This is a genomic window from Cellulosimicrobium sp. NPDC055967 (assembly GCF_042269845.1).
GTDB lineage: Bacteria > Actinomycetota > Actinomycetes > Actinomycetales > Cellulomonadaceae > Cellulosimicrobium.
In genome coordinates this window covers 105,864-128,457 of record NZ_JBHJYJ010000001.1, presented here as the reverse complement: position 1 = coordinate 128,457, position 22,594 = coordinate 105,864, and the positions used below count along the sequence as shown (strand labels likewise).

Sequence of the window (22,594 nt, the reverse complement as noted above, 5' to 3'; positions counted from 1 at the left end):
CAACCATGACTACCTCCGTCCCCTGGCTGTCCCTGCTCGTCGCCTGGCCCCTGGTGGGGGCCGCAGCGGTGTGGCTCACGGCCGCGGCCCGCACGCGGGGCGTCGGTGCGGGCGCCCTGCGCACCGTGCGCGGCATCGCCCTCGGCGCCGCGCTCGTCGAGCTCGGCCTCCTCGTCGGCGCGTTCACCGCGTTCGACACGTCCGCGGCCGGCACGTACCAGCTCGCCGAGACGTACCGCTGGATCCCGCAGATCGGCGCGAGCTACGCGGTGGGCGCCGACGGCGTCGCGCTCGCGCTCGTCGCGCTGTCGGTCCTGCTCGTGCCGCTCGTCGTGCTGGCCGCGTGGAAGGAGCAGGACGGCGACGTGCGCCGGCTGCGCCACTACCTCGCGCTCGCGCTGCTGCTCGAGGCGTTCATGGTCGCGGTGTTCGTCGCGCGCGACGTGTTCCTCTTCTACGTCCTCTTCGAGGCGATGCTGATCCCGGTCTACTTCATGATCGGCGGGTTCGGCGTCGGGGCGCGGCGGCGCTACGCGGCCGTGAAGTTCCTGCTGTTCTCGCTCGCGGGCGGGCTCATCATGCTCGCGGCCGTCATCGCGCTGTACGTGCAGGTGCCGATCGACCCGACGACGGGCGCGCGCCCCGAGGACGCGTTCCTCACGTCGAACCTCGTGGGGTACTTCGCCGAGAACCCGATGCCGGTCACCACCGAGCGGCTGCTGTTCCTCGGGTTCTTCCTCGCGTTCGCCATCAAGGCGCCGCTCTTCCCCGTCCACACCTGGCTGCCCGACGCCGCGCAGCACGCGCCCGCGGGCACCTCCACGCTCCTCGTCGGCGTCCTCGACAAGGTCGGCACGTTCGGGATGCTCACGCTGTGCCTCCCGCTCTTCCCGCACGCGAGCGCGTGGGCGGCCCCGGTCGTGGTCGTGCTGGCGGTCGTGTCGATCCTCTACGGCGCGCTCATGGCGATCGGGCAGAGCGACCTCATGCGCCTCATCGCCTACACGTCGGTGTCCCACTTCGGGTTCATCGTGCTCGGCATCTTCGCGTTCACGTCGCTCAGCGTGTCCGGGTCGTCGCTGTACATGGTGAACCACGGCATCTCGACCGGGGCGCTGTTCCTCCTCGCCGGCTTCCTCATCGCCCGGCACCCGGAGCGCTCGCAGCGCATCGCAGACTACGGCGGCCTGCAGAAGGTGGTCCCCGTGCTCGCGGGGACGTTCCTCGTCGCCGGCCTCTCCGCGCTGTCGCTGCCGGGCCTGTCGACGTTCGTCAGCGAGATCATGGTGCTGGTCGGCACGTTCGCGCGCAGCCCGTGGGCCGCGCTCTTCGCCGTGCTCGGCGTCGTGCTCGCCGCGCTCTACGTGCTGCTGACCTACCAGCGGATCTTCACGGGCGGGACCCGCGAGGGGCTCGACCAGCTCCCCGACCTCGACGCGCGCGAGAGGTGGGTCGTCGCGCCGCTGATCACGGTCCTCCTGGTCCTCGGCTTCTACCCGGCCCCCGCGCTCGACCTCGTGCGCGAGCCCGCGGAGGTCACCCTGTCCGACCTCGCGGTCGCCGGCGTCGAGGACCCGCCGCGCTCCGACCCGTTCGCCGAGGGGGCCGAGCAGGCCGCCCTCGAGAGCCAGGGGTCGTCCGTCACTCGTAGCTCCGACGAAGGGAGCGAGTCGTGAACGACTCCTTCGTGGCCCCCACGGTCGACTGGCTCTACCTCGCCCCGATCCTCGTCGTGCTGGGCGCCGGCGTCGTCGGCGTGCTGATCGAGGCCTTCGTCCCGGCGCGCGTGCGGCGCACGACGCAGGTCGTCCTCGCGCTCCTCGCGACGGCCGCGGCGTTCGCGCTCGTCGTCGTGCTGTGGCGCGACCCCGCCGTGCAGGGCGCCGACGGCGCACCGTACGGGGTGCGGGTGCTCGGCGGGTCGATGGTGATCGACCCGTTCGGTCTCGCGATCCAGGGGATCGTCGTCCTGCTCGCGTTCCTGGCGATCCTCGTGATCGTCGACAAGACGTCGACCGGCCAGGACGCGTTCGCGCCGTCCGCGGCGGCGGTGCCCGGCTCGCCGTACGAGGGCCTCACGCGGCGCAAGGGCCTCGAGCAGACCGAGGTCTACCCGCTCGTGCTCTTCGCCGTCGGCGGCATGATGATCTTCCCCGCGACCGGCAACCTCCTCGTGATGTTCGTCGCGCTCGAGGTGCTCTCGCTCCCGCTCTACGTGCTCTCGGCGATGGCCCGCCGCCGCCGTCTGCTGTCGCAGGAGGCGTCGTTCAAGTACTTCCTCCTGGGGGCGTTCGCGTCCGCCCTGTTCGTGTTCGGCGTCGCGCTCGTCTACGGCTTCGCCGGCTCGGTCGACCTCGTCGAGGTGTACCAGTCGCTCGCGACGCCGGAGGGCCCGCTCGCGACCATGCCCGGCCTCGTCGTCGTCGGCGTCCTGCTCATCCTCGCGGGCCTGCTCTTCAAGATCGGGGCCGCGCCGTTCCACGCCTGGACCCCGGACGTGTACCAGGGCGCCCCGACGCCGATCACGGGCTTCATGGCCGCGTGCACCAAGGCGGCGGCGTTCGGCGCGCTCCTGCGCGTGCTCTACGTCGTGAGCCTCGGCCTCGCGCAGTCGTCCCTCGCCTCGCGCGAGGACCTCTTCGTCGCGCTGTGGATCGTCACGCTCCTGACGATGGTCGTCGGCGCCGTCGTGGGTGCCGTGCAGACCGACGTCAAGCGTCTCCTCGCCTACTCGTCGATCGCGCACGCGGGCTTCATCCTCGTCGGCGTCGTCGGGTTCTCGCAGCTCTCGCTGCGCGCGACCGTCTTCTACCTGCTCGTCTACGGCCTCGCGACGGTCGGCGCGTTCGCGGTCGTCACGCTCGTGCGCGAGACCGCCCCGGTGCGCGAGCGCGTGCCGGCCACGGTGGGAGCCGCGGCCGGCGGGACGGGCGACCCCGCGGACAACGTGACCGACGGGGCGGCGGAGCAGCCGGTCGCCGTGCTCGGCGAGGCGACGCACCTCGCCCAGTGGGCCGGGCTCGGACGCCGGAGCCCCTGGCTCGCGGGCGTGTTCTCCCTCTTCCTCCTCTCCATGGCGGGCATCCCGCTCACGGCGGGCTTCGTGGCGAAGTTCACGACGTTCGGTGCGGCGATCGCCGGGCCCGACGGCCAGGGCGGGGGCTCGACGTGGGTGCTCGCCGTCGTCGGTGTCATCGCGTCGGCCGTCGCGGTGTTCTTCTACGTCCGGATCATCGTGCTGATGTTCTTCACGGCGCCCTCCGGAGGGTCCGCGGCCGGGACGGACGACGACGGTGCCGCGCTCGAGGGGCCGGGCGTGACCGTCGTCCGGTCGACCGGTCCGACGACGATCGCGATCGCCGTGTGCGCGCTCGGGGTGCTCCTCCTCGGTGTGTTCCCGTCCCCGGTTCTCGATCTGGCGGCCGAGGCGGTTAAGTTCGTCCCGTGACCTCTGTGCCTTCCGTGCCGCCCGCGCCCGCCGGGCCCCGCGGCCCGCGCGACCGGACCGCGCCCGTGACGACCACCGCGATCCCGATCTCGGACCCCGCGCTCGCCGCTGCCCTCACCGAGCGGCTCGCGGGGGTCGAGGCTCGGCTGCGCGAGGCCGTCGCGCACGCCGACCCGCTCGCCGACACCGCGTCCCGCCATCTCGTCAACGCGGGGGGCAAGCGGCTGCGGCCGCTGCTCACCCTGCTCGCCGCCGAGCTCGGGGACGGGACGCGTCCCGAGGTCGTGGAGTCCGCGGTCGTCGTCGAGCTCACGCACCTCGCGTCGCTGTACCACGACGACGTGATGGACTCCGCCCCGGTGCGCCGGGGTGCCCCGTCCGCGCACGCGGTGTGGGGGAACTCGGTCGCCATCATGGTCGGTGACCTCCTCTTCGCGCGTGCCGCGTCGACCGTCGCGGCGCTCGGGCCCGAGGCCGTGCTGATCCAGGCGCGCACGTTCGAGCGCCTGTGCCTGGGCCAGCTCCACGAGACGATCGGCCCGGGCGAGGGCGACGACCCCGTCGAGCACTACCTCGGGGTGCTCGCGGACAAGACGGCGTCGCTCCTGTCGACGTCCGCGCGGCTCGGCGCGCTGTTCGCCGGGTGCCCGACGGCCGTCGTCGACACGGTCGCGGCCTACGGGGAGAAGCTCGGGGTCGCGTTCCAGCTCGCCGACGACGTGCTCGACCTGGCGTCGTCGGGCGACGAGTCGGGCAAGACGCCGGGTACGGACCTGCGCGAGAAGGTGCCGACCATGCCGGTCCTGCTGCTCCGTGCCCGGATCGCGAACGGCACCGCGAGCGAGGCGGACGCCCGGCTCGTCGAGATGCTCGACTCCGACCTGACCGACGACGCCGCGCTCGCCGCGGCCGTGGCCGCGCTGCGACGCCACGAGGTGCTCGGGGAGACGCGCGCGCTGGCGGTGCGCTGGGCGCGCGCCGCCGTGGAGGAGCTCGACGCGCTCCCCGCGGGGCCCGTCGCCGACTCGCTGCGCTCGTTCGCGGAGGCGCTCGCCGACCGCGCCTCCTGAACCGTCGTCCGGGGTGATCTTTCGCCCCGTCCGCGGTGGCCGGCACCGGCGTCGATCGGGGACGACTTCGTTGCCTTCGTCATCGAGTTGACCTGCTCGGACGTGCCCGGTAGGGCGGGGCCGCCCGGCACCACCGCGTCTCGACGGAGCACGGAGTGGGGAGTGCTCCCCATCGGACGGGTGTCGGTTTTCACCCGGTGTCCCGCTATCCTCGGTTGCGCGATCGGTGGGGCCGCCTGGTACGTGCGAGATCGAGGGGGCTGGAGAAGGGGGCCGGTCGTCTCCCGATCCAACTCCTCGGAGGACCTGTGGGTTTCCTGGCGCGTCTGAACGAGCACCGCCGCACCGTCGCGTCGGTGAGCACCGTGTCGGTGTTCTCGACGGCGCTCGTCGGGATGGCGTTCTTGTACGACGGCGAGGCCACGGCGGACGTGGACCTGAACGACTCGGGCGTGTGGGTGACGAAGTCGTCGGCCGGGTTGCTGGGTCGGTTCAACGACGAGTCCCAGGCGATGGACGGGACGTTGAACGCGGGCAGCGCGTCGTTCGACGTGCAGCAGGACGCGGGCCGTGTGCTCCTCGACGACACGAGCACCGGTACGGCGTCTCCGGTCGACGTCGCGCACCTGAAGCTGGACGGGCAGGTCCGTCTGCCGGCGGGGGCGCAGGTCGTCTCCGGTGGTGCGACGACGGCGATCCTCGACGGTGAGGAGGGCCTGCTGTGGGTGCTGCCGTTCGACGGGGCGGCCTCGTTCGACGCGGAGAAGACGGACCCGACCGCGGAGGTCGAGGGCGGGGGAGCCCTCACGGTGTCGCAGGACGGGACGGTCTTCGCGGCGATCCCGTCGACGGGGACGTTGTGGACCGTGGCGACGACGTCCAAGGGCACCGCTGACGGTGACCCGTCGTCCTCCTCGCTGCCCGTGGGCAAGGGCGCGGAGGTCGAGGTGACCGCGGTGGGCGACAAGCCGGTCGTGCTCGACCGGTCGGGCTCGCAGCTCGTGCTCCCGGGGGGCAAGACGGTGACTCTGGACGACGGCGCCGAGGCGCGGCTCCAGCAGCCGTCTGCGGGGTCGGCGAACGTCGTCGTGGCGACGACCGGGGGACTGGTCACGCAGCCGCTCAAGGGCGGGGACGCCGTGCGGCGCTCGGCCGAGGGACGCCCCGGCGCGCCGGTCCAGCTCGGCGGCTGCACGTACGGGGCGTGGGCCTCGACGGGTCAGGTCGTCCGCGACTGCGACGGCACCGACCGCGACCTGGACACCCGCCTGGAGGGGATCGACCCGCAGGCGCGCCTGGAGTACCGGGTGAACCGGCGCGTGATCGTGCTGAACGACCTGTCGGCGGGGACGTTGTGGATGGCGGCGGACGAGTACCAGAAGGTCGACGACTGGGACGTGCAGTTGCCGGAGGAGGCCGAGGGGGAGGAGTCTGACGCGGAGCTGACGAACCCGGAGCAGGTGGATCAGTTCATCGCGGACCGTTCGCAGCCGAACAAGCCGCCGCAGCCGCAGGACGACTCGTTCGGGGTGCGTCCGGGTCGTACGACGATCTTGCCGGTGCTGGGCAACGACGTGGACCCGGACGGGGACGTGATGACGGCGTCGCTGGCGGGGGACTCGCCGGGCAACGCGACGGTGCAGGCGATCATGGGTGGTGCGGCGCTGCAGGCGGTGGTGCCCGAGGACGCGCAGGGCACGGGCACGTTCCGGTACTCGGTGGCCGACGGGCGTGGTGGTGTGGCCGAGGCCGGCGTCACGCTGAAGGTGTCGCCGTGGGGGGAGAACGCGCCGCCGGAGCAGACGGGTGACCCGGTGCTGCGGGTGGCTCAGGGTGGTCGGGCGACGATCAAGGTGCTGCCGTACTTCAAGGACCCCGACGGCGACGACCTCTACCTCGCCTCGGCCGCGGCGACGGTGGCCGGGGACGACGTGCGTTCGCGCCCGGACGGCACGGTCGAGTTCCGCGACGGCGGCGGCTCGACGGGTCGCAAGGTGGTCACGGTCACCGTGGCGGACGGGCAGGGCGGCGTCTTCGAGGGCAAGCTCCTGGTGGACGTGGTGCCGGGTCCGCAGCCGCCGGTGGCGGTGAACGACCACGTGGTGGTGCCGGCGGGTCAGCCGGTGACGGTGGAGCCGTTGCGCAACGACACCGACCCGAACGACGACGAGCTGCGGCTGGCGTCGGTCTCGGAGTCCGCGCCGGCGGAGATCACGCCGAACTATGACGCGGGGACGTTCACGTTCGTGTCGATGGAGCCGCGGTCGTACGACCTGACGTACCAGGTCACGGACGGTCCGAACGCGACGACGGGTCTGGTGCGGGTGGACGTGCTGCCCCCGTCGGAGGCTGCGGGTGCCCCGATCGTGGTGACCGACACCGCCCTGCTCCCCGCGGGCGGGTCGACCCTGGTCGACGTGCTGGCCAACGACACCGACCCCGCCGGCGGCGTCCTCGTCGTCCAGTCGGTCAAGGTCCCCGCGGACGCGGGCGTCTCCGTCGCCGTGCTCGCGCACCAGATGCTGCGCATCACGGAGCTGCGGCAGCTCGACGGTCCCGTCACCGTCACGTACACCGTGTCGAACGGCACGGAGTCCGCCCCGGGGGAGGTCCGGGTCATCCCGGTGCCGGCGCCGACGCGGTTGCAGCCGCCGCAGGCGGCCGCGGACGAGGTCACGGTGCACGCGGGGGACGTGGTGACGGTCCCGGTGCTGAAGAACGACACCCACCCCGACGGGCTGGAGCTGTTCCTGCAGCCCGAGCTCGAGCAGGACGTGGACCCCGCCCTGGGCGAGGCGTTCGTCTCCGAGGACACGCTGCGGTTCAAGGCCGGCCCCGAGGCCGGGACCGCGTACGCGATCTACCGGGTGCGCGACGTCAACGGGCAGGAGGACTCGGCCCAGGTCACGATCCGCATCCGCGACGGGGAGGACAACGCACCCCCGCAGCCGCGCGAGATCGAGGCGCGCGTGCTGTCCGGGTCCAGCGTGCGCATCGCGGTGCCCCTGGACGGGATCGACCCCGACGGCGACTCCGTCCAGGTCACCGGCATCGCGTCCGCGGCGAGCAAGGGGACGGTCGGCGTGGTCGACGGCTTCCTCGAGTACACCGCCGCGAAGAACGCGGTGGGGCTCGACGCCTTCACCTACACGGTGCTCGACGCCCGCGGGGCGACGGCGACCGGCACCGTGCGCGTGGGGATCGCGCGCCCGGGGGAGACGAACCAGCCTCCGGTGGCGGTGGACGACGAGATCACGGTGCGCCCCGGGCGCACGGTCTCGGTCGCGGCCCTGGCCAACGACACCGACCCCGACGGCGACCAGGTCGGCCTGGTCCCCGGCGGCATCGAGGACACCCACGACCTGGACGCCGAAGTCGTGACCGACCGCATCGTCCTGACCTCCCCCGACGCCGACGGCGCCTACACCTTCTACTACCAGGTCCAGGACACCTACGGCGCCCGCGCCACCGGCGCCGTCACCGTGAACGTCGCCGCCGACGCACCCCTGCTGCCCCCCGTCGCCCGCGACGACACCGTGCCCGTCGAGGACATCCTCGGCAAGACCGAGGTCACCGTCCCCGTCCTGGACAACGACGAGGACCCCGACGGCGCCGCGACCGAGCTCACCGTCACCACCGACGCGACCACCGCCACCGTCACCGACGCCGGCGAGCTCGTCATCACCCTCACCGAGAACCGCCAGGTCGTGACCTACACCGCGACCGACGTCGACGGCCTCACCGCCAAGGCCTTCGTCAAGGTCCCCGGCCTCACCGACCAGAGGCCCACGCTCCGACCGGGGACGCAGCTCGAGGTGCTGGCCGGCGAGTCCCTGCCCATCGACATCACCGAGCACGTGCTCGTCGTCGAGGGCAGGACCCCGCGCCTGACGACCGAGGACGCCGTGAAGGTCACGGAGGGCTCGCGCGAGATCCCGTCGGTGACCCAGATCGTGTACACGCCCGACCCCGCCCACACCGGGCCGGCGTCGGTGTCGTTCGAGGTGACCGACGGCTCCGGCCCCGACGACCCCGAGGGGCACACCAACGTCCTGACCATCCCCGTCCAGGTCCTCCCTCCGGAGAACCTCGCACCCGAGCTCGTCGGGTCCCCGGCGGTCGACGTGGCGGCGGGCGAGGAGGCCTCGGTCGACCTCGCACGCTTCGCCACGGACGCCGACGGCGACCCGCTGAAGTTCACCGCGTCCCCGGGCGGCGCACAGGGCATCACCGTCTCGGTCGAGGGCAGCACGCTGCACGCCCAGGCCACGCCCGAGGTGCCCAAGGGCTCGGTCGTGCAGGTCCCGATCACCGTCACCGACGGCGAGCACCCCCCGGTCGAGGGGACCGCGACGCTGACCGTCGTGGCCTCCACCCGGCCCCTGGTCCGCGCCAACACCGACACGGTCGACGACGCCCACCAGGGCAAGGCCACGAAGATCGACGTGCTCGCGAACGACTCCAACCCGTTCCCGGACACACCGCTGAAGCTCGTCGACGCCGTCGTGGAGACCGGGCGGGGTGCGGCCGACCTGGCCGGTGACCAGGTGAGCGTCACGCCGCAGGACGACTTCGTGGGCGTCATGGTGGTCCGGTACCGGGTGCAGGACGCGACCAAGGACCCCGACCGCGAGGTCGAGGGCCGGATCCAGATGAAGGTCCTCGGCAAGCCGGAGGCTCCCGCGACCCCGCAGGTCGAGGAGGTGCGGTCCAAGACGGTCGTGCTGTCCTGGGACCCGCCGAACAACAACGGCGCCGACATCACCGGCTACACCGTGCGCTCCCAGAACGGCTACGAGAAGGCCTGCGGCACCACCACCTGCACCCTCGACGGCCTCACCAACAACGTCAAGTACACCTTCACCGTGTTCGCGACCAACGCCGTCGGCGACGGACCCGCCTCCCCGCCCTCGGCCGAGGCCCGACCCGACGAGAAGCCCGACCCGCCCGCCGCACCCACCCTCGAGTTCGGCGACCAGTCCCTCACCGTCACCTGGACCAACAAGGCCTACACCGACCGTTCGCCCATCGAGACCGTCGACCTGGAGATCTCCCCGGCGCCGCCGGGCGGGGCGGTCCAGAAGACCGCGCTCGTCGGAACCTCGGTGACCTGGGACGGGCTGAAGAACGGCGTCGCGTACAAGGTGCGCGTCCGGGCGAACAACCTCGCGCCCGACCCCTCGGACTGGGGCGAGTACTCGACGGCAGAGACGCCCGCGGGCAAGCCGGCCGCGCCGGCGAAGCCGACCGCGAAGCGCACCTCGGTCGGCGACACGTCGCAGATGCAGGTCGCGTGGGCCGCCCCGTCCGACAACGGCGCGGCGATCTCGAAGTACACGATCGAGGCGCTCCAGGGCGGCTCCGTCGTGAAGACCGCCACCGCCGGGGCGGGGGCGACCTCGACGACGATCGGGGTCTCCGCGGACACGACCGGCTACACGTTCCGCGTGCGGGCGCACAACAAGGCGACCGACAAGTTTGGCGACGCCGAGTTCTCGCCCGCGTCCGACCCGGTGCGGGCCTTCGCCAAGCCGAGCACGGTGAGCAACCTCAGGGCCACGGCGAACGGGACGAACAAGCAGGTCCAGCTCTCGTTCGGCGCGGCGTCCGGCAACGGCGTGAAGGCGAGCGAGATCTTCTACCAGTACGACGCCGGCGGCGGTTGGACGAGGCTCGCCGACAACAAGATCGTGGGCGGGCTCACCAACGGGACGGCGTACTCGATCAAGGTCCGCGCCGTCGCGGGCGTCGACGGCGCGAACGAACCCGGCACGGCGACGACCGCGAACTCCGCCACCCCGTACGGCCCGCCGCCGCGCCCGTCCGTCTCGGCGAGCGGCGGCAAGGGCCAGGTGACCTTCAAGGTCTCCGGCTCGACGAACGGCCGCAACGTGACGATCACGGTCAGCGGGGCGAAGTCCGGCTCGTTCACCATCTCGCAGTCGGCCGGCTCGGGGTCGAACACGTACACCGCGAGCGGGCTCGGCTACGGCGAGACCGCCAAGCTGTGCGCCGTCGCGAAGGACAGCGAGGGCAACACGTCCGCCGAGGCGTGCGACTCGGCCAAGACCCAGGAGCGCCCGGTCCCGACGCTCTACAAGCACTCCAACGCCAAGGGTGAGGACGGCTGCGGCGACGACTCGTGCCGCTGGCTCGGCATCGACCCCAACGGCGCGACCGGATCGGTCCAGTACCAGTGCTGGGGCTCGGACGGCGGCTGGCACCGGTTCTCGCCGTCGTCGAGCTACTCCAACGAGTGGTGGACGATCAACCTCAGCAACGGCCGCCAGCGGCTCCAGTGCTACTACGGCTGGCCGGGCCAGCAGGTCCAGGTGAAGTTCTCCGACGGGACGAGCACACCGGTCATGGGCTGGTAGCCCCACGCCTGCCCTCTCCACAGCACGCAACGAGAAACGGAAACTCATGAGCACGATGACCCCCGAGCAGGCCACCTGGTTCGCTCAGACCTTCGACCGCCTCGTCGGCAACGTGGGCCAGGCCGTCCTGGGCAAGGCGCACGTGGTGCGCCTGACCCTGACGTGCATGCTCTCCGAGGGCCACATCCTCCTCGAGGACGCGCCGGGCACCGGCAAGACGTCGCTCGCCCGCGCCCTCGCGGCGAGCGTCCAGGGCACGAACAACCGCATCCAGTTCACGCCCGACCTGCTCCCCTCGGACGTCACCGGCGTGACGATCTACGACCAGAAGACCGGGAAGTTCGAGTTCCACCAGGGCCCGATCTTCGCCTCGATCGTGCTCGCGGACGAGATCAACCGCGCGTCGCCCAAGACGCAGTCGGCACTCCTCGAGGTCATGGAGGAGGGGCGGGTCACCGTCGACGGCGTGGGCCACGACGTCGGGCGTCCGTTCATGGTCATCGCGACGCAGAACCCCATCGAGCAGGCCGGCACCTACCGGCTGCCCGAGGCCCAGCTCGACCGCTTCCTCATGAAGGCGTCGATCGGGTACCCGGACCACGCGTCGACGGTCGAGATCCTGTCGGGCGCCGCCGTGCGCGACCGGAGCAAGACGCTCCAGCCGCTCATCACGACCCAGGCCGTGACGGAGATGGCCGAGCTCGGCGCGCGCGTGCACGTCGACGGCGCGGTCCTGGAGTACGTCTCCCGGCTCGCCGAGGAGACGCGCAACGCGCCCGAGGTCCGCGTCGGCGTCTCCGTCCGCGGCTCGCTCGCGCTCGTGCGCTGCGCGAAGGTCTGGGCCGCAGCCCACGGCCGCAACTACGTGCTGCCGGACGACATCAAGGAGCTCGCGCAGCCGGCGTGGGCGCACCGCCTCGTGCTCGACCCGGAGGCCGAGTTCGCCGGCGCCACGAACGAGGCCGTGCTCGGCCGCCTGCTCGCCGACGTCGCGGCGCCGCAGGAGCGACGCTCCGCCTGACCGGACGCGCGGCGCTCCCCACGTCGCCCGCCCCCACCGCCCGTCCCGCCGCCGCGCGGACCACCGACCGGCGGACCGTCCTCCCCCGTACCGACCGAGAGCCCATCGCATGAACGCCTCACACGGCCCCTCGACCGGCCGCCCGAGCCCCCGCTCGAGCAGCCCGAGCGGCAGGGCCGGCACGCCACCCGCGTCGTCGGCCCTCGCCGGACTGCTCCGACCCCTCGCAGCGCCCCTCGCCCGGGTCGCCGCGCCGATCGGGCGCGCGCTCGCGCCGGTGACGCGGGCGGTCGAGCCGGTGACGTCGGCGGTCAGCCCGTTCGGCTGGGCCGCGCTCGTCGTCACCGTCGGGGCGTGGTGGGCCGGGCTCGCCTTCTCGTGGCTCGAGCTGCTGGTGGTGGCGATCCTGCTCACGGTGTCGCTGCTCGCCGCGGTGGCGTTCGTGCTGGGCCGCTTCCGCTACGCCGTCGTGCTCGACCTCGCGCAGCAGCGCGTCACGGTCGGCGACCGCGCCGTCGGCCGGCTCGACGTGCGCAACGACTCGGGCCGGCCGCTGCTCCCCTCGGTCATGGAGCTGCCGGTGGGGCAGGGCATGGCGACGTTCCCCGTCCCGCGCCTGCGCCCCCAGGCGAGCCACGAGGAGATCTTCACGGTGCCGACGCACCGGCGCTCGGTGATCTCCGTGGGGCCCGTGCGCTCGGTGCGGGCGGACCCGCTCGGGCTGCTGCGCCGCGAGGTGGTCTGGACCGAGCCCGAGGAGCTCTTCGTCCACCCGCGCGTGAAGAACCTCTCGGGCTCGTCCACGGGCTTCCTCAAGGACCTCGAGGGCCGCGTCACGACGGACATCTCCAACTCGGACGTCTCGTTCCACGCGCTGCGCGACTACGTCCCGGGCGACGACCGTCGTCACATCCACTGGAAGACGACGGCCCGCACCGGGCAGCTCATGGTCCGCCAGTTCGAGGAGACGCGCCGGTCGCACCTCGCGGTGCTCCTCTCGACGCGTGCCGAGGACTACGCGCACGACGACGAGTTCGAGCTCGCCGTGAGCGCGTGCGGGTCGCTCGGCCTCCAGGCGATCAAGGAGGACCGCGGGGTCACGGTCCTCGTCAACGACGGCAACCTGCGCGGCGACCACCGCACCCGCCTGCTCGACGACCTCGCGCGCGTCGAGACGCGCGCGCAGCGGACGTCCCTCGTGGACGTCGCGCGCGTCGCGGGACTGACGATCAGCGACGCGTCGGTCGTGGCGTTCATCGTCGGCAGCAAGGTCACGCCCACCGAGCTGCGGGCGGCGTCCGCCCGGCTTCCCCAGGACGTCCGCGTCATGGCGATCCAGTGCGTCCCCGGGGCCTCGCTCAGCCGGCACGCGATCGCGGAGCTCGTCGTCCTCACCATCGGCGAGCTCGGCGAGCTCCCCCTCGCCCTGCGGAGGCTGAACGACTGATGAGCGCTCCCAGCACCACGACGCGCGGCTCGCGCCGCGCCACCCCGGTCGGCACGCCCGCGCCGTCCTCGGGCACCTCGCAGCGCAACACGACCCGGCTGCGCGGGGCCGACACCCCGCGTGCGCTCACGGCCCTGGGGGCCGTCGACGCGCTCGCGCTCGTGCTCGTCCTCGGCGCGGTCGCCGTCGGGTTCGGGCCCGTGTGGGGCTCGACGGGCTACCTCGTCCCGGCCGCCGGGGGAGCGGTCGTCGGGCTCCTGGTCGCGTGGCTCGGCGCCTGGCGCCGGTGGTCGGCCGCCACGGTCCTCGTGGTCGCGGTCGTCGCGTACCTGCTCCTCGGCGGCGCGCTCGCGCTGCCGGCCGACGCGATCGGCGGGGTGCTCCCGTCGCTGCAGACGATCACCGACCTGCTCCGTGGCGCCGTCACGGGATGGAAGGAGTTCGTCACCACGGTGCCGCCGCTGCACTCCTTCCCGGAGCTCGCGGTCGTCCCGTACCTCCTCATGCTCGCCACCGCGCTCCTCGCGGGGACGATCGCGTGGCGCGCGCGCCGCGCCGAGTGGGCGCTCGTGCCCGTCGTGGTCGCGTTCGTCGGGGTCATCCTCCTCGGGACCGTCATCGCGGCGTTCCCGGTGGTGCAGGGTCTCGTCGCGGGCGGCGTGGGCCTGCTGTGGGCCGGGTGGCGGGTCACGGCCGCACGGTTCGGCGCGCACCAGATCACGACCGAGGCGAGCAAGGCCGCGACGCGGCGGCTCTGGTGGCACCGGGTGCGCACCGGTGCCGCGATGCTCGTCGTCGGCGGCGTCGCCGCGGCGTTCGCCGCCCCCGTGCTGCTCCCGGACGCGCCGCGCACGGTGCTGCGGGAGACCGTCGTGCCGCCCCTGGACCTGCACGAGTACGTGAGCCCGCTCACGGCGTTCCGCAAGTACGCCAAGGACATGCGCGAGGACGAGCTGTTCACCGTGCAGGGGCTCCCGGCGGGCGCCAAGGTCCGCCTCGCCGGTCTCGACACGTACAACGGCGTCGTCTACGACGTCTCCAGCGGGCTGCCCGGCTCGGGCGTCTACACGCGCGCGGGCGAGGAGATCGCGACCGTCGCGTCCGGGACGCCGACGCGCGTCGACGTCCAGGTCGGGGACTACACCGGCGTGTGGGTGCCCGACGTCGGCACGCTCGAGGGCATCACCTACGGGGGCGACCGCGCGCGCGAGCTCGGCGAGACGACGTACTACAACTCGACCACGGGGACGGCGCTGACGACCGCCGGGCTGCGACCCGGCGACTCGTACACGCTCGACACGCTCGTCACGGTCGAGCCCACCGAGGACGACCTGCGGGCGGGCGCGATCGACCAGTCGATCGAGGTGCCGAGGCCGCCCAAGGACGCGCTGCCGGCGTCGCTCGCGGGCAAGGCCGCGCAGTTCATGGGGGAGGAGACGGAGCCCGTCGACCAGCTCTTCGCGCTCCGAGACGGCCTCGTGGCCAGCGGCGTCTTCTCCAGCGGGCTCGACACCCAGCCGCCGTCGCGTCCGGGCCACTCCGCGGAGCGCATCGACACGCTCCTCGCGGACGAGGAGATGGTGGGCGACGACGAGCAGTTCGCCGTGGCGCTCGCACTCATGGCGAACCAGGCCGGCATCCCGGCGCGCGTGGTCATGGGCTTCTACCCCGACATGGAGAAGAACCCGCTCGAGCCGGGCGAGCCGTTCACGGCGACCGGGACCGACGTGCACGCGTGGGCGGAGGTGCCGTTCGTCGGCTACGGGTGGGTGCCGATCACGGCGATCCCCGACGAGGACAACAAGATCCAGCCGGAGCCCAAGAGCCTCCAGGTGCCCAAGCCCCCGATCCTCGAGGACCCGGAGCCGCCGGAGGAGCCCGCCGAGGCCGAGGCCGGGAAGGTCGACGACGAGGAGAAGGAGAAGGCCGAGAGCGACGGCTTCGACTGGGGCCAGGCGGCCCTCGTCGCCGTCGCCGTGGTGGTGCCGCTCGCGCTGCTCGCCCTGCCGGTGATCCTGGTGCTCGCCTACAAGGCGCGCCGGCGGGCCCGACGCCGCGCGGCGTCGCGACCCGTCGACCGCGTGAGCGGAGGGTGGCGCGAGGTCCTCGACGCCGCGACCGACCTGGGGACCCCGGTCCCCGCGGGCTCCACGCGGCGCGAGGGCGCCGGGCTCCTGTCCCAGGCCTACGGTGCGACGGCGACGATCCCCCTCGCGCACCGTGCCGACGCGACGGTCTTCGGCGAGGGCGAGCCGACCGAGCAGGAGATCGAGGCCTTCTGGGCGGACGTGGACACCGTCGTCGGGGGGCTACGCTCCTCCGTGAACCGTCGGGCCCGCGTCCGCGCCGCACTCTCGTTGCGGTCCGTCCGCGCAGCCTCCGGTTCGTCGGGCCTGCGCCGGTGGCTGCCCGGCCGCCGCGCCGGCACGAAGGGTGGCGCCGTGCCCCCGGCGGCAGGGTCGTCGTCGGAGCCGACGAGACGACAGGGAGACGAGTCATGAGCGACGTGACGTGCGCCGCGTGCGGGTCCGCGCAGTCCTCGGGGTCCGCGTTCTGCGCGGTGTGCGGGCAGCCCTTCCCCCGGACGGGGCGCCCGGTCGCCGAGCCCGCCGCGGGCCCGGTCGGGAGCGTCCAGGCCGTCGCCGCGCGCGCGGCGAGCGACCTGCCGTACGCGGCCGCCCCCCACTCGGCGCCGGACACCACGACGGAGCCCGAGGTCTACGCGGCGACCCAGAAGGCGTTCGGCCCGGCCGTCGCGGCGCCGTCGCCGTCGTCGCTCGCGACCGCCCCGTTCGCGGGGAGGGGACGGCGCTTCCTCGCCTACGTGGTCGACGTCGCGGTCCCTGGCCTCGTCGCGCTCGTGGTCGTCGTCGCGGGTCTCGCGATCGTCGGGACGCCGCTCGGCAGCGTCCAGGTCGTGACGCAGGACGAGGCCGCCGCGCTCCTCGGCAAGATGCTCGTGGTCTACGTCGTGGCTGCCGTGCTCGCCCTCGCCTGGTGGGTGGGCGTCTGGTTCTGGGAGGGCTCGACGGGCAAGACGCTCGGCAACCTCCTCACGGGCATCCGCACGGTCGACGCCGGCACGCGCGAGCCGATCGGCTTCGGCCGGGCCGCGCTGCGCTGGATCATCGTCGGCGTCGTGCCGGCGGGCGGGATCCTCGTCGTCCTGCTCAGCCCGGGCTTCGACTCCTCGGGCCGGTCGCAGGGCTGGCACGACAAGGCCGGCCGCTCGCTCGTGCTCGACGTGCGCGGCGTCGCCCCCACGTCCTCGTCGTCCTCGGGCTACGAGGGGGTGTCCTCGCTCATGGCCGGTGCGCCCACGGGCGCCGGCCACGGCGCGGCCGGGGCCTACGCCCCGACGCCCCAGCCGGGATACACCCCCGCACCGGCTCAGCCCGGGTACGCCCCCGCACCGGCCCAGGCGGGGTACGCGCCCTACCCGCCCACCCCGGTCGGCGGCCCGGGTCCTGCGGCCCCGGCCGCACCTGCCGGTCCGGGCGCGTTCGCCCCGTCGGCACCGGCCCCGGCGGGTCCCGCACCGGCCGCGCCCGTCCCGGACCCGTGGGCCTTCCCGTCCTCCCCGGCGCCCGCGGGCGACGGTCTGATCACCGGCGTCCCGGGCGTCGGGAGCGGGCCGGCCCCGGCCGCGCCGCCGGTCCCCGCCACGCCCGCACCCGTTGCACGGCCCGCCGCGGTGACCCCCGGCCCGGTGGCGACGCCCGCCGCCGCAGCGCCCGCCCCCGCGCCCACGCCCGAGCCCGCCGAGGCGGAGTGGGACAGCACGCGCATGACGGCGCGGGACGTCCGTGCCATGGACCCCGCACCCGACGTCTCGGTCGTCATCGAGCTCGAGTCCGGAGAGCGTCGCGCCGTCGACCGCCCGACCCTGCTCGGCCGCAACCCGCAGGCGCCCGACGACGGGCCGTGGAACCTCGTCGCGGTCGACGACCCGACGCGGTCCGTCTCCAAGACCCACGCCGAGCTCCGGGCGGACCCGAGCGGCCTGTGGCTCACGGACCGCGGCTCCACCAACGGCACGGTCGTCTCGGTGCCGGGCTCCCCGCCGCGGGTCGCCGAGCCGGGGACGCGCGTGCGCGTCCCGGTCGGTGCGACGATCCACGTCGGGGACCGCCGCATCGTCGTCCACCCCGGTGCCGCATGACGACCGAGCTGCCGGCCGAGGTCCACCTCGCCTGGGGCGCGGCGTCGCACCGGGGCGCGCGCCGGCTCCTCAACGAGGACCGGTTCCTCGTCTCGCGCTCCGTGTTCTTCGTGGCCGACGGCATGGGCGGCCACGAGGCGGGCGAGGTCGCGAGCGCGACGGCCGTCGAGGCGCTCCGGCCCCTGGCCGACCTCGACGTCGTCACGCCGGACGAGGTCCGCGACCGGATCGCGGTCGCGCAGGAGAACGTGCAGGCGATCGTCACCGAGCCCGGCCGGGGTGCGGGCACCACCGTCACCGGGGTCGTCGTCTCGGAGCAGGACGGGAACCCGTACTGGCTCGTCGTCAACGTCGGCGACTCGCGCACGTACCACCTCGCCGGCGGTCGTCTCGAGCAGGTGAGCGTCGACCACTCGGAGGTCCAGGAGATGGTCGACGCCGGGCTGCTGACGCCCGTGGAGGCCCTCACGCACCCGCGGCGGCACGTCGTCACGCGCGCGCTCGGCTCGCGCAACGCCCCGCAGGTGGACTTCTGGTACCTGCCGATCGAGCGGCACGACCGCGTCCTGGTCTGCTCGGACGGCCTGACGGGCGAGCTCACGGACGAGCGGATCACGGAGGTCCTGCTCTCCACGCCCGACCCGCAGGCGGCTGCCGAGCGCCTGGTCCACGAGGCCATCGCTGCCGGGGGGCGGGATAACATCACAGTCGTCGTCGTCGACGCGACGGGCGTGTCCGACGACACGGGCGGTGGGAGCACGACACCGCGCGACCACGCCGGGGCGCAGGGTCCGGCCGTCGACGAGAACACGCTGCCCAGGGATGTTCGTCTGCAGATCGGGGGTCTGACGTGACGCTGCGCTACGTCACGGGAACCGCACGCGCCGTCGTGCGAGGCGGCACGGTCGTCGTGCTGCCGGGTCCGGTGGAGGCCTCGCTCGTCGAGCAGGTCTGGGACCAGCTCGGCACCGACGCGGGGGTCGTCGAGGTGCTCCAGGTCCTCACGGGCGCCTTCGGCGCGAGCCTGCGGACGGTGCCGCCGTTCGTCGTGGCGGTGGTCGCGGACCGTCGCGTCCACGTCGCCGCGCGCGGGCGGGTGACCGTGACCCTCGAGCTCGACGGCGGCGAGCGCGTGCGGGTCGAGGGCGAGGGCGTCACGACCTGGTCCGAGCGCGTCCTGGACGACGTCGTCGAGCTGCTCGTGCGCGCTGAGACCGGTGTCGTCGGCACCCTCGACGAGGCGCCCGCCGGCGAGCCCCTGCTCGGGGACGCGGCCACGCTGCCGCTCGTCTCCGGCGTGGTCCTCGCGGGCGCCGTCGCGTGGCCCCTCGCCGAGCGTCCCGCCCGGCCGGCTGCCGCGGACGTGCTGGACGACGACGCACCCGTGGCCGAGCCCGCGCCCACGGACCGGCCCTCCTGGGGCTCGGCCGCCGCGCCCACGGCCGTGGAGCCCGCGTCCGCCCCCGTGGTGGCCGCGCCACCGCTCGGCGCGACGCTCCGCCTCCCCGAGGAGACCATCGCGCCCGAGCCGGAGTCCGACGTCCCGGCCCCGCCGGTCCTCGCGGACGAGCCCGCGACGGCGACCGAGGAGCCCGAGGCCGCCGCGTCGCCGGAGGAGGACGCCGACGACGACTACTCCCACCTGTGGGGGTCGACCATCCTGCGGACCGTCGAGGACGCGGCGGTGCGCACCGAGGACGAGGAGGAGCACGACGAGCCCGCGGCCCCGGCTCTCGTGACCCCGCCCGTCCCCCCGGCCCCCGTCGCGGAGGAACCGCCCCTGCCGTCGCCGGCCCCGACCGACGACGGGCTCATCGCGGGTGTCCCGCGGGAGTGGACGGGCGCGACGCCCGCCGCGGCGCACCGCGCCGCGACCGTCGTCGACCCGGACGGCGAGCCCACCGAGGCCGAGCCCGCCTCCGGGCTCGACCACGACGGCCACACCGTCCACTCGTCCGCCATCGCCGACCTGCGCGCGGCCGCGCAGGACGCCGGGGCGGCAGCCCCGGTTCCGCCGCGGCCGTCGTTCAGCGCGCCGCCGGGGCCCGGACAGCAGCAGATCCTGGCGCGCACCTGCGCCCAGGGGCACGCGAACCCGCCGTCGCGGGACACGTGCGCGGTCTGCGGCGGGCCGCTCGAGGGCGACGCCGAGCTCGCGATCCGCCCGCCGCTCGGGCGCGTCGTCGTCTCGACGGGGCAGACGGTCGAGCTCGACCGCCCCGTCGTCGTGGGGCGGCGCCCGCGCACGCCCCGGTCGCAGGCGGCCGAGCTGCCCCGCCTGGTGACGGTCCCCAGCCCGCAGCAGGACATCTCGCGCTCGCACCTCGAGATCACGCTCGAGGGGTGGCACGTGCTCGTGAGCGACATGGCGACGACGAACGGGACCACGCTCCTGCGCGCGGGCCAGCCGCCGCGGCGCCTGCACCCGTCGGAGCCGGTCCTGGTCGTCGACGGCGACGTCGCGGACCTCGGCGACGGCGTGACCCTGGTGTTCGAGGGGATCCGGTGAGCACCAAGCGCGCGCCGTCCCCACCGCCGGAGATCAAGGGCTTCGAGTACGTCTCGCTGGTCGGCTCGGGCGGTTTCTCCGACGTCTTCCTGTACCAGCAGCAGCGCCCTCGCCGGCGCGTCGCGGTCAAGGTCCTGCTGCACGAGTGGTCGAGCCACTCGCAGCGCGCGGCGTTCGACGCCGAGGCCGACCTCATGGCGACGCTCTCGACCCACCCGTCGATCGTCACGATGTACGAGGCGGACATCGCCGACGACGGTCGCCCGTACCTCGCCATGGAGTACTGCTCGCGCCCCAACCTGGGCGCGCGGTACCGCACCGAGCGGCTCTCGGTCGCCGAGGCGCTGCGCACGGCGGTCCAGATCGCCGGCGCCGTCGAGACGGCGCACCGCGCGGGCATCCTGCATCGCGACATCAAGCCGGCGAACATCCTCGTCACCGAGTACGGCCACCCGGCGCTCACGGACTTCGGCATCTCCTCGACGGTCGACGACGCCGCGCGCGCCGAGGGCATGTCGATCCCGTGGTCCCCGCCCGAGTCGTTCGCCGAGCCGCCGCGCAGCGGGATCGCGACCGACGTCTGGGCGCTCGCCGCGACCACGTACACGCTGCTCGCGGGCCGGACGCCGTTCGAGGTGCCCGGCGGGTCCAACTCGAGCGCCAACCTCATCTCGCGGATCGAGACCTCGCCGCTGCCCCCGACGGGCCGCACGGACGTCCCGGCCTCGCTCGAGCGCGTCCTCGCGACGGCGATGGCGAAGAACCCCGGGTCGCGCTACCCGACGGTCCTCGCGTTCGCCCGCGCCCTCCAGCAGGTGCAGAACGAGCTGTCGTACGCGGTCACGCCGATCGACCTGCTCGACGACACGGGGCACGTGCAGGAGGAGGAGCCGGACGACGACGCCGGGACCCGCCTGCGCCAGGTCGTGTCGATCGACCCGTCGGGGCCCGGCGGGACGTCGTCGGGACCGGTCGCACCGAGCCGGCCCACCCAGCCCACGACGCCGCTGCGGCCGGGTCAGCCCGGCGCCCCGTGGCCGGGCCAGACCGTCGCGCCCGGACCGGTCGCCCCGCAGCAGCAGCCGGGACCGCGCGCCCCGCAGCAGCCCTACGCTCCCGCGGCCTGGAGCCAGGGTGCGCCCGCGCACACCGCGGGCACTGCGCCGACGTCCGCCGTCGGTACGGGCGGGCACGCGCCGGTCGCGGAGCTCACGGACCCGTCCCGGATGTACCCAGGCGCCCGGCGCCCGGGCGCCTGGGGCCAGCCGCCCGTCGAGGACACGGTCCACCGGCCCACCGGGCCGGAGGACGGCGGACCGGCCGCCGCGCCCGCGGAGGAGCGGTCGGGCCGCGGTGCGCTGTGGGCGACGCTCGCCGGCGTCGTCGGGGTCGCGGTCGCGGTCGGCGGGTTCTTCCTGCTGCGGCCGGACGCGACCCAGGCGGAACCCGGCCCGACCCCGGACGGCGACGAGACGAGCGAGGTGGACGACGACTTCGTGCCGTCGGACAACCTGGGCGACCTCGTCCCGCCGGTGAACGACCTCGTGGGCACGTACGACCCGGCGCGCGAGGTCGCGACGTTCACGTGGGCGTTCGACTCCGACAAGGCGCAGGAGGGCGACTCGTTCGCCTGGAAGAAGCTGGACCCCATCAAGGACACCCCGTACAAGGAGATCTTCGACGAGACGACCGTCGAGCTCCGGGCGAAGCCGGGCGAGCAGGTCTGCATCGAGGTGATCGTGGACCGCGACGGCAGGTTCTCGGCGTCGCCCCAGAAGGCGTGCGTGACGGCGGAGGGAGCGGCGTGAGCGAGCTCGCGGTCGAGTTCTGCGGGGAGTGGTTCCGCCCGTCCGTGGACGGGGACCCGTTCGACATCGGGCGGGACGGCGACCTCGCGATCGAGGACAACCCGTACCTGCACCGCCGCTTCCTGCGCATCTCGCACGAGGGCGGGATCTGGTGGCTCGCCAACGTCGGGACGCTCATCTCCGCGACGGTGTGCGACTCGGGCGGCGGGGTGCAGTCCTGGCTCTCGCCGGGCAACCGCCTTCCGATCGTCTTCCCGACGACGTCGATCGTCTTCACCGCCGGGCCGACGACGTACGAGCTCACCGCGCAGCTCCGCGGCGCGCCGTACCAGGAGATCCGCTCGGAGGACACGGAGTCGGGCGGCGCGACGACCATCGGCATGATCACCTTCACCACGAGCCAGAAGCAGCTCATCGTGGCGCTGGCCGAGCCGATGCTGCGCCGCGACGGCACCGGCCTGTCCGAGATCCCGTCGTCGGCGGCGGCCGCGGCCCGACTGGGCTGGGCGACGACGCGCTTCAACCGCAAGCTCGACAACGTGTGCGACAAGCTCGACCGGATCGGGGTCAAGGGTCTGCGCGGCGGCCCCGGAGCGCTGGCGACGAACCGCCGTGCGCGCCTCGTCGAGTACGCGGTCGCGTCGCGCCTCGTGACCTCGGCCGACCTGCCCCTGCTCGACCTCACCGACGACGGCTGACCCCGCGGGTCCCGGCGGGCGCGCCCGACGCGCGCCCCGCCCGGTCGCGCCCTC

Annotated in this window: 12 protein-coding genes; all 12 read left to right on the top strand. The window is 74.0% G+C overall.

Features of this window, described 5'->3' with window-relative positions:
- The first annotated feature begins 5 nt into the window (after positions 1-5).
- Positions 6-1,676, top strand: coding sequence for an NADH-quinone oxidoreductase subunit M (locus tag ACFC2L_RS00610; protein WP_375822313.1), 1,671 nt, complete (start codon positions 6-8; stop codon positions 1,674-1,676).
- Positions 1,673-3,448, top strand: a complete 1,776-nt coding sequence (gene nuoN / locus ACFC2L_RS00605; RefSeq protein WP_375822312.1) for an NADH-quinone oxidoreductase subunit NuoN — start codon at positions 1,673-1,675, stop codon at positions 3,446-3,448. The genes ACFC2L_RS00610 and nuoN overlap by 4 nt, the downstream gene beginning before the upstream one ends.
- A gap of 65 nt (positions 3,449-3,513) precedes the next feature.
- Positions 3,514-4,518 carry a polyprenyl synthetase family protein gene (locus ACFC2L_RS00600; protein ID WP_375822740.1) on the top strand — a complete coding sequence of 335 codons (1,005 nt, stop codon included), beginning with the start codon at positions 3,514-3,516 and terminating at the stop codon, positions 4,516-4,518.
- A 356-nt stretch (positions 4,519-4,874) separates the two neighbouring features.
- Entirely contained in the window at positions 4,875-10,895 is a 6,021-nt protein-coding gene (locus tag ACFC2L_RS00595) for an Ig-like domain-containing protein (protein ID WP_375822311.1), read from the top strand.
- 46 nt (positions 10,896-10,941) lie between these two features.
- On the top strand, positions 10,942-11,916 hold the full coding sequence (locus tag ACFC2L_RS00590; RefSeq protein ID WP_375822310.1) for an AAA family ATPase: 975 nt from the start codon (positions 10,942-10,944) through the stop codon (positions 11,914-11,916).
- Between the two features lie 109 nt (positions 11,917-12,025).
- Complete coding sequence (locus ACFC2L_RS00585) at positions 12,026-13,363, top strand: DUF58 domain-containing protein (RefSeq protein ID WP_375822309.1); 1,338 nt, start codon at positions 12,026-12,028, stop codon at positions 13,361-13,363.
- Positions 13,363-15,864, top strand: a complete 2,502-nt coding sequence (locus ACFC2L_RS00580) for a transglutaminase family protein (protein ID WP_375822308.1) — start codon at positions 13,363-13,365, stop codon at positions 15,862-15,864. Before ACFC2L_RS00585 ends, ACFC2L_RS00580 begins: the two co-directional genes overlap by 1 nt.
- Entirely contained in the window at positions 15,861-17,525 is a 1,665-nt protein-coding gene (locus ACFC2L_RS00575) for an RDD family protein (protein ID WP_375822307.1), read from the top strand. Before ACFC2L_RS00580 ends, ACFC2L_RS00575 begins: the two co-directional genes overlap by 4 nt.
- Complete coding sequence (locus tag ACFC2L_RS00570) at positions 17,522-18,379, top strand: PP2C family protein-serine/threonine phosphatase (protein ID WP_375822306.1); 858 nt, start codon at positions 17,522-17,524, stop codon at positions 18,377-18,379. The genes ACFC2L_RS00575 and ACFC2L_RS00570 overlap by 4 nt, the downstream gene beginning before the upstream one ends.
- Positions 18,376-20,034 carry an FHA domain-containing protein gene (locus ACFC2L_RS00565; protein ID WP_375822305.1) on the top strand — a complete coding sequence of 553 codons (1,659 nt, stop codon included), beginning with the start codon at positions 18,376-18,378 and terminating at the stop codon, positions 20,032-20,034. The genes ACFC2L_RS00570 and ACFC2L_RS00565 overlap by 4 nt, the downstream gene beginning before the upstream one ends.
- Positions 20,031-21,842: a protein kinase gene (locus ACFC2L_RS00560; protein ID WP_375822304.1), complete on the top strand. Its 1,812-nt coding sequence runs from the start codon at positions 20,031-20,033 to the stop codon at positions 21,840-21,842. The genes ACFC2L_RS00565 and ACFC2L_RS00560 overlap by 4 nt, the downstream gene beginning before the upstream one ends.
- Positions 21,839-22,540, top strand: a complete 702-nt coding sequence (locus ACFC2L_RS00555) for a hypothetical protein (protein WP_141388447.1) — start codon at positions 21,839-21,841, stop codon at positions 22,538-22,540. The genes ACFC2L_RS00560 and ACFC2L_RS00555 overlap by 4 nt, the downstream gene beginning before the upstream one ends.
- Positions 22,541-22,594 lie beyond the last annotated feature (54 nt).

Excerpts from the sequence above, each read along its gene's own strand:
- ACFC2L_RS00610 (WP_375822313.1), top strand. The coding sequence starts at position 6 with ATGACTACCTCCGTCCCCTGGCTGTCCCTGCTCGTCGCCTGGCCCCTG.
- ACFC2L_RS00590 (WP_375822310.1), top strand. The coding sequence starts at position 10,942 with ATGAGCACGATGACCCCCGAGCAGGCCACCTGGTTCGCTCAGACCTTC.
- ACFC2L_RS00585 (WP_375822309.1), top strand. The coding sequence starts at position 12,026 with ATGAACGCCTCACACGGCCCCTCGACCGGCCGCCCGAGCCCCCGCTCG.
- ACFC2L_RS00580 (WP_375822308.1), top strand. The coding sequence starts at position 13,363 with ATGAGCGCTCCCAGCACCACGACGCGCGGCTCGCGCCGCGCCACCCCG.
- ACFC2L_RS00575 (WP_375822307.1), top strand. The coding sequence starts at position 15,861 with ATGAGCGACGTGACGTGCGCCGCGTGCGGGTCCGCGCAGTCCTCGGGG.
- ACFC2L_RS00570 (WP_375822306.1), top strand. The coding sequence starts at position 17,522 with ATGACGACCGAGCTGCCGGCCGAGGTCCACCTCGCCTGGGGCGCGGCG.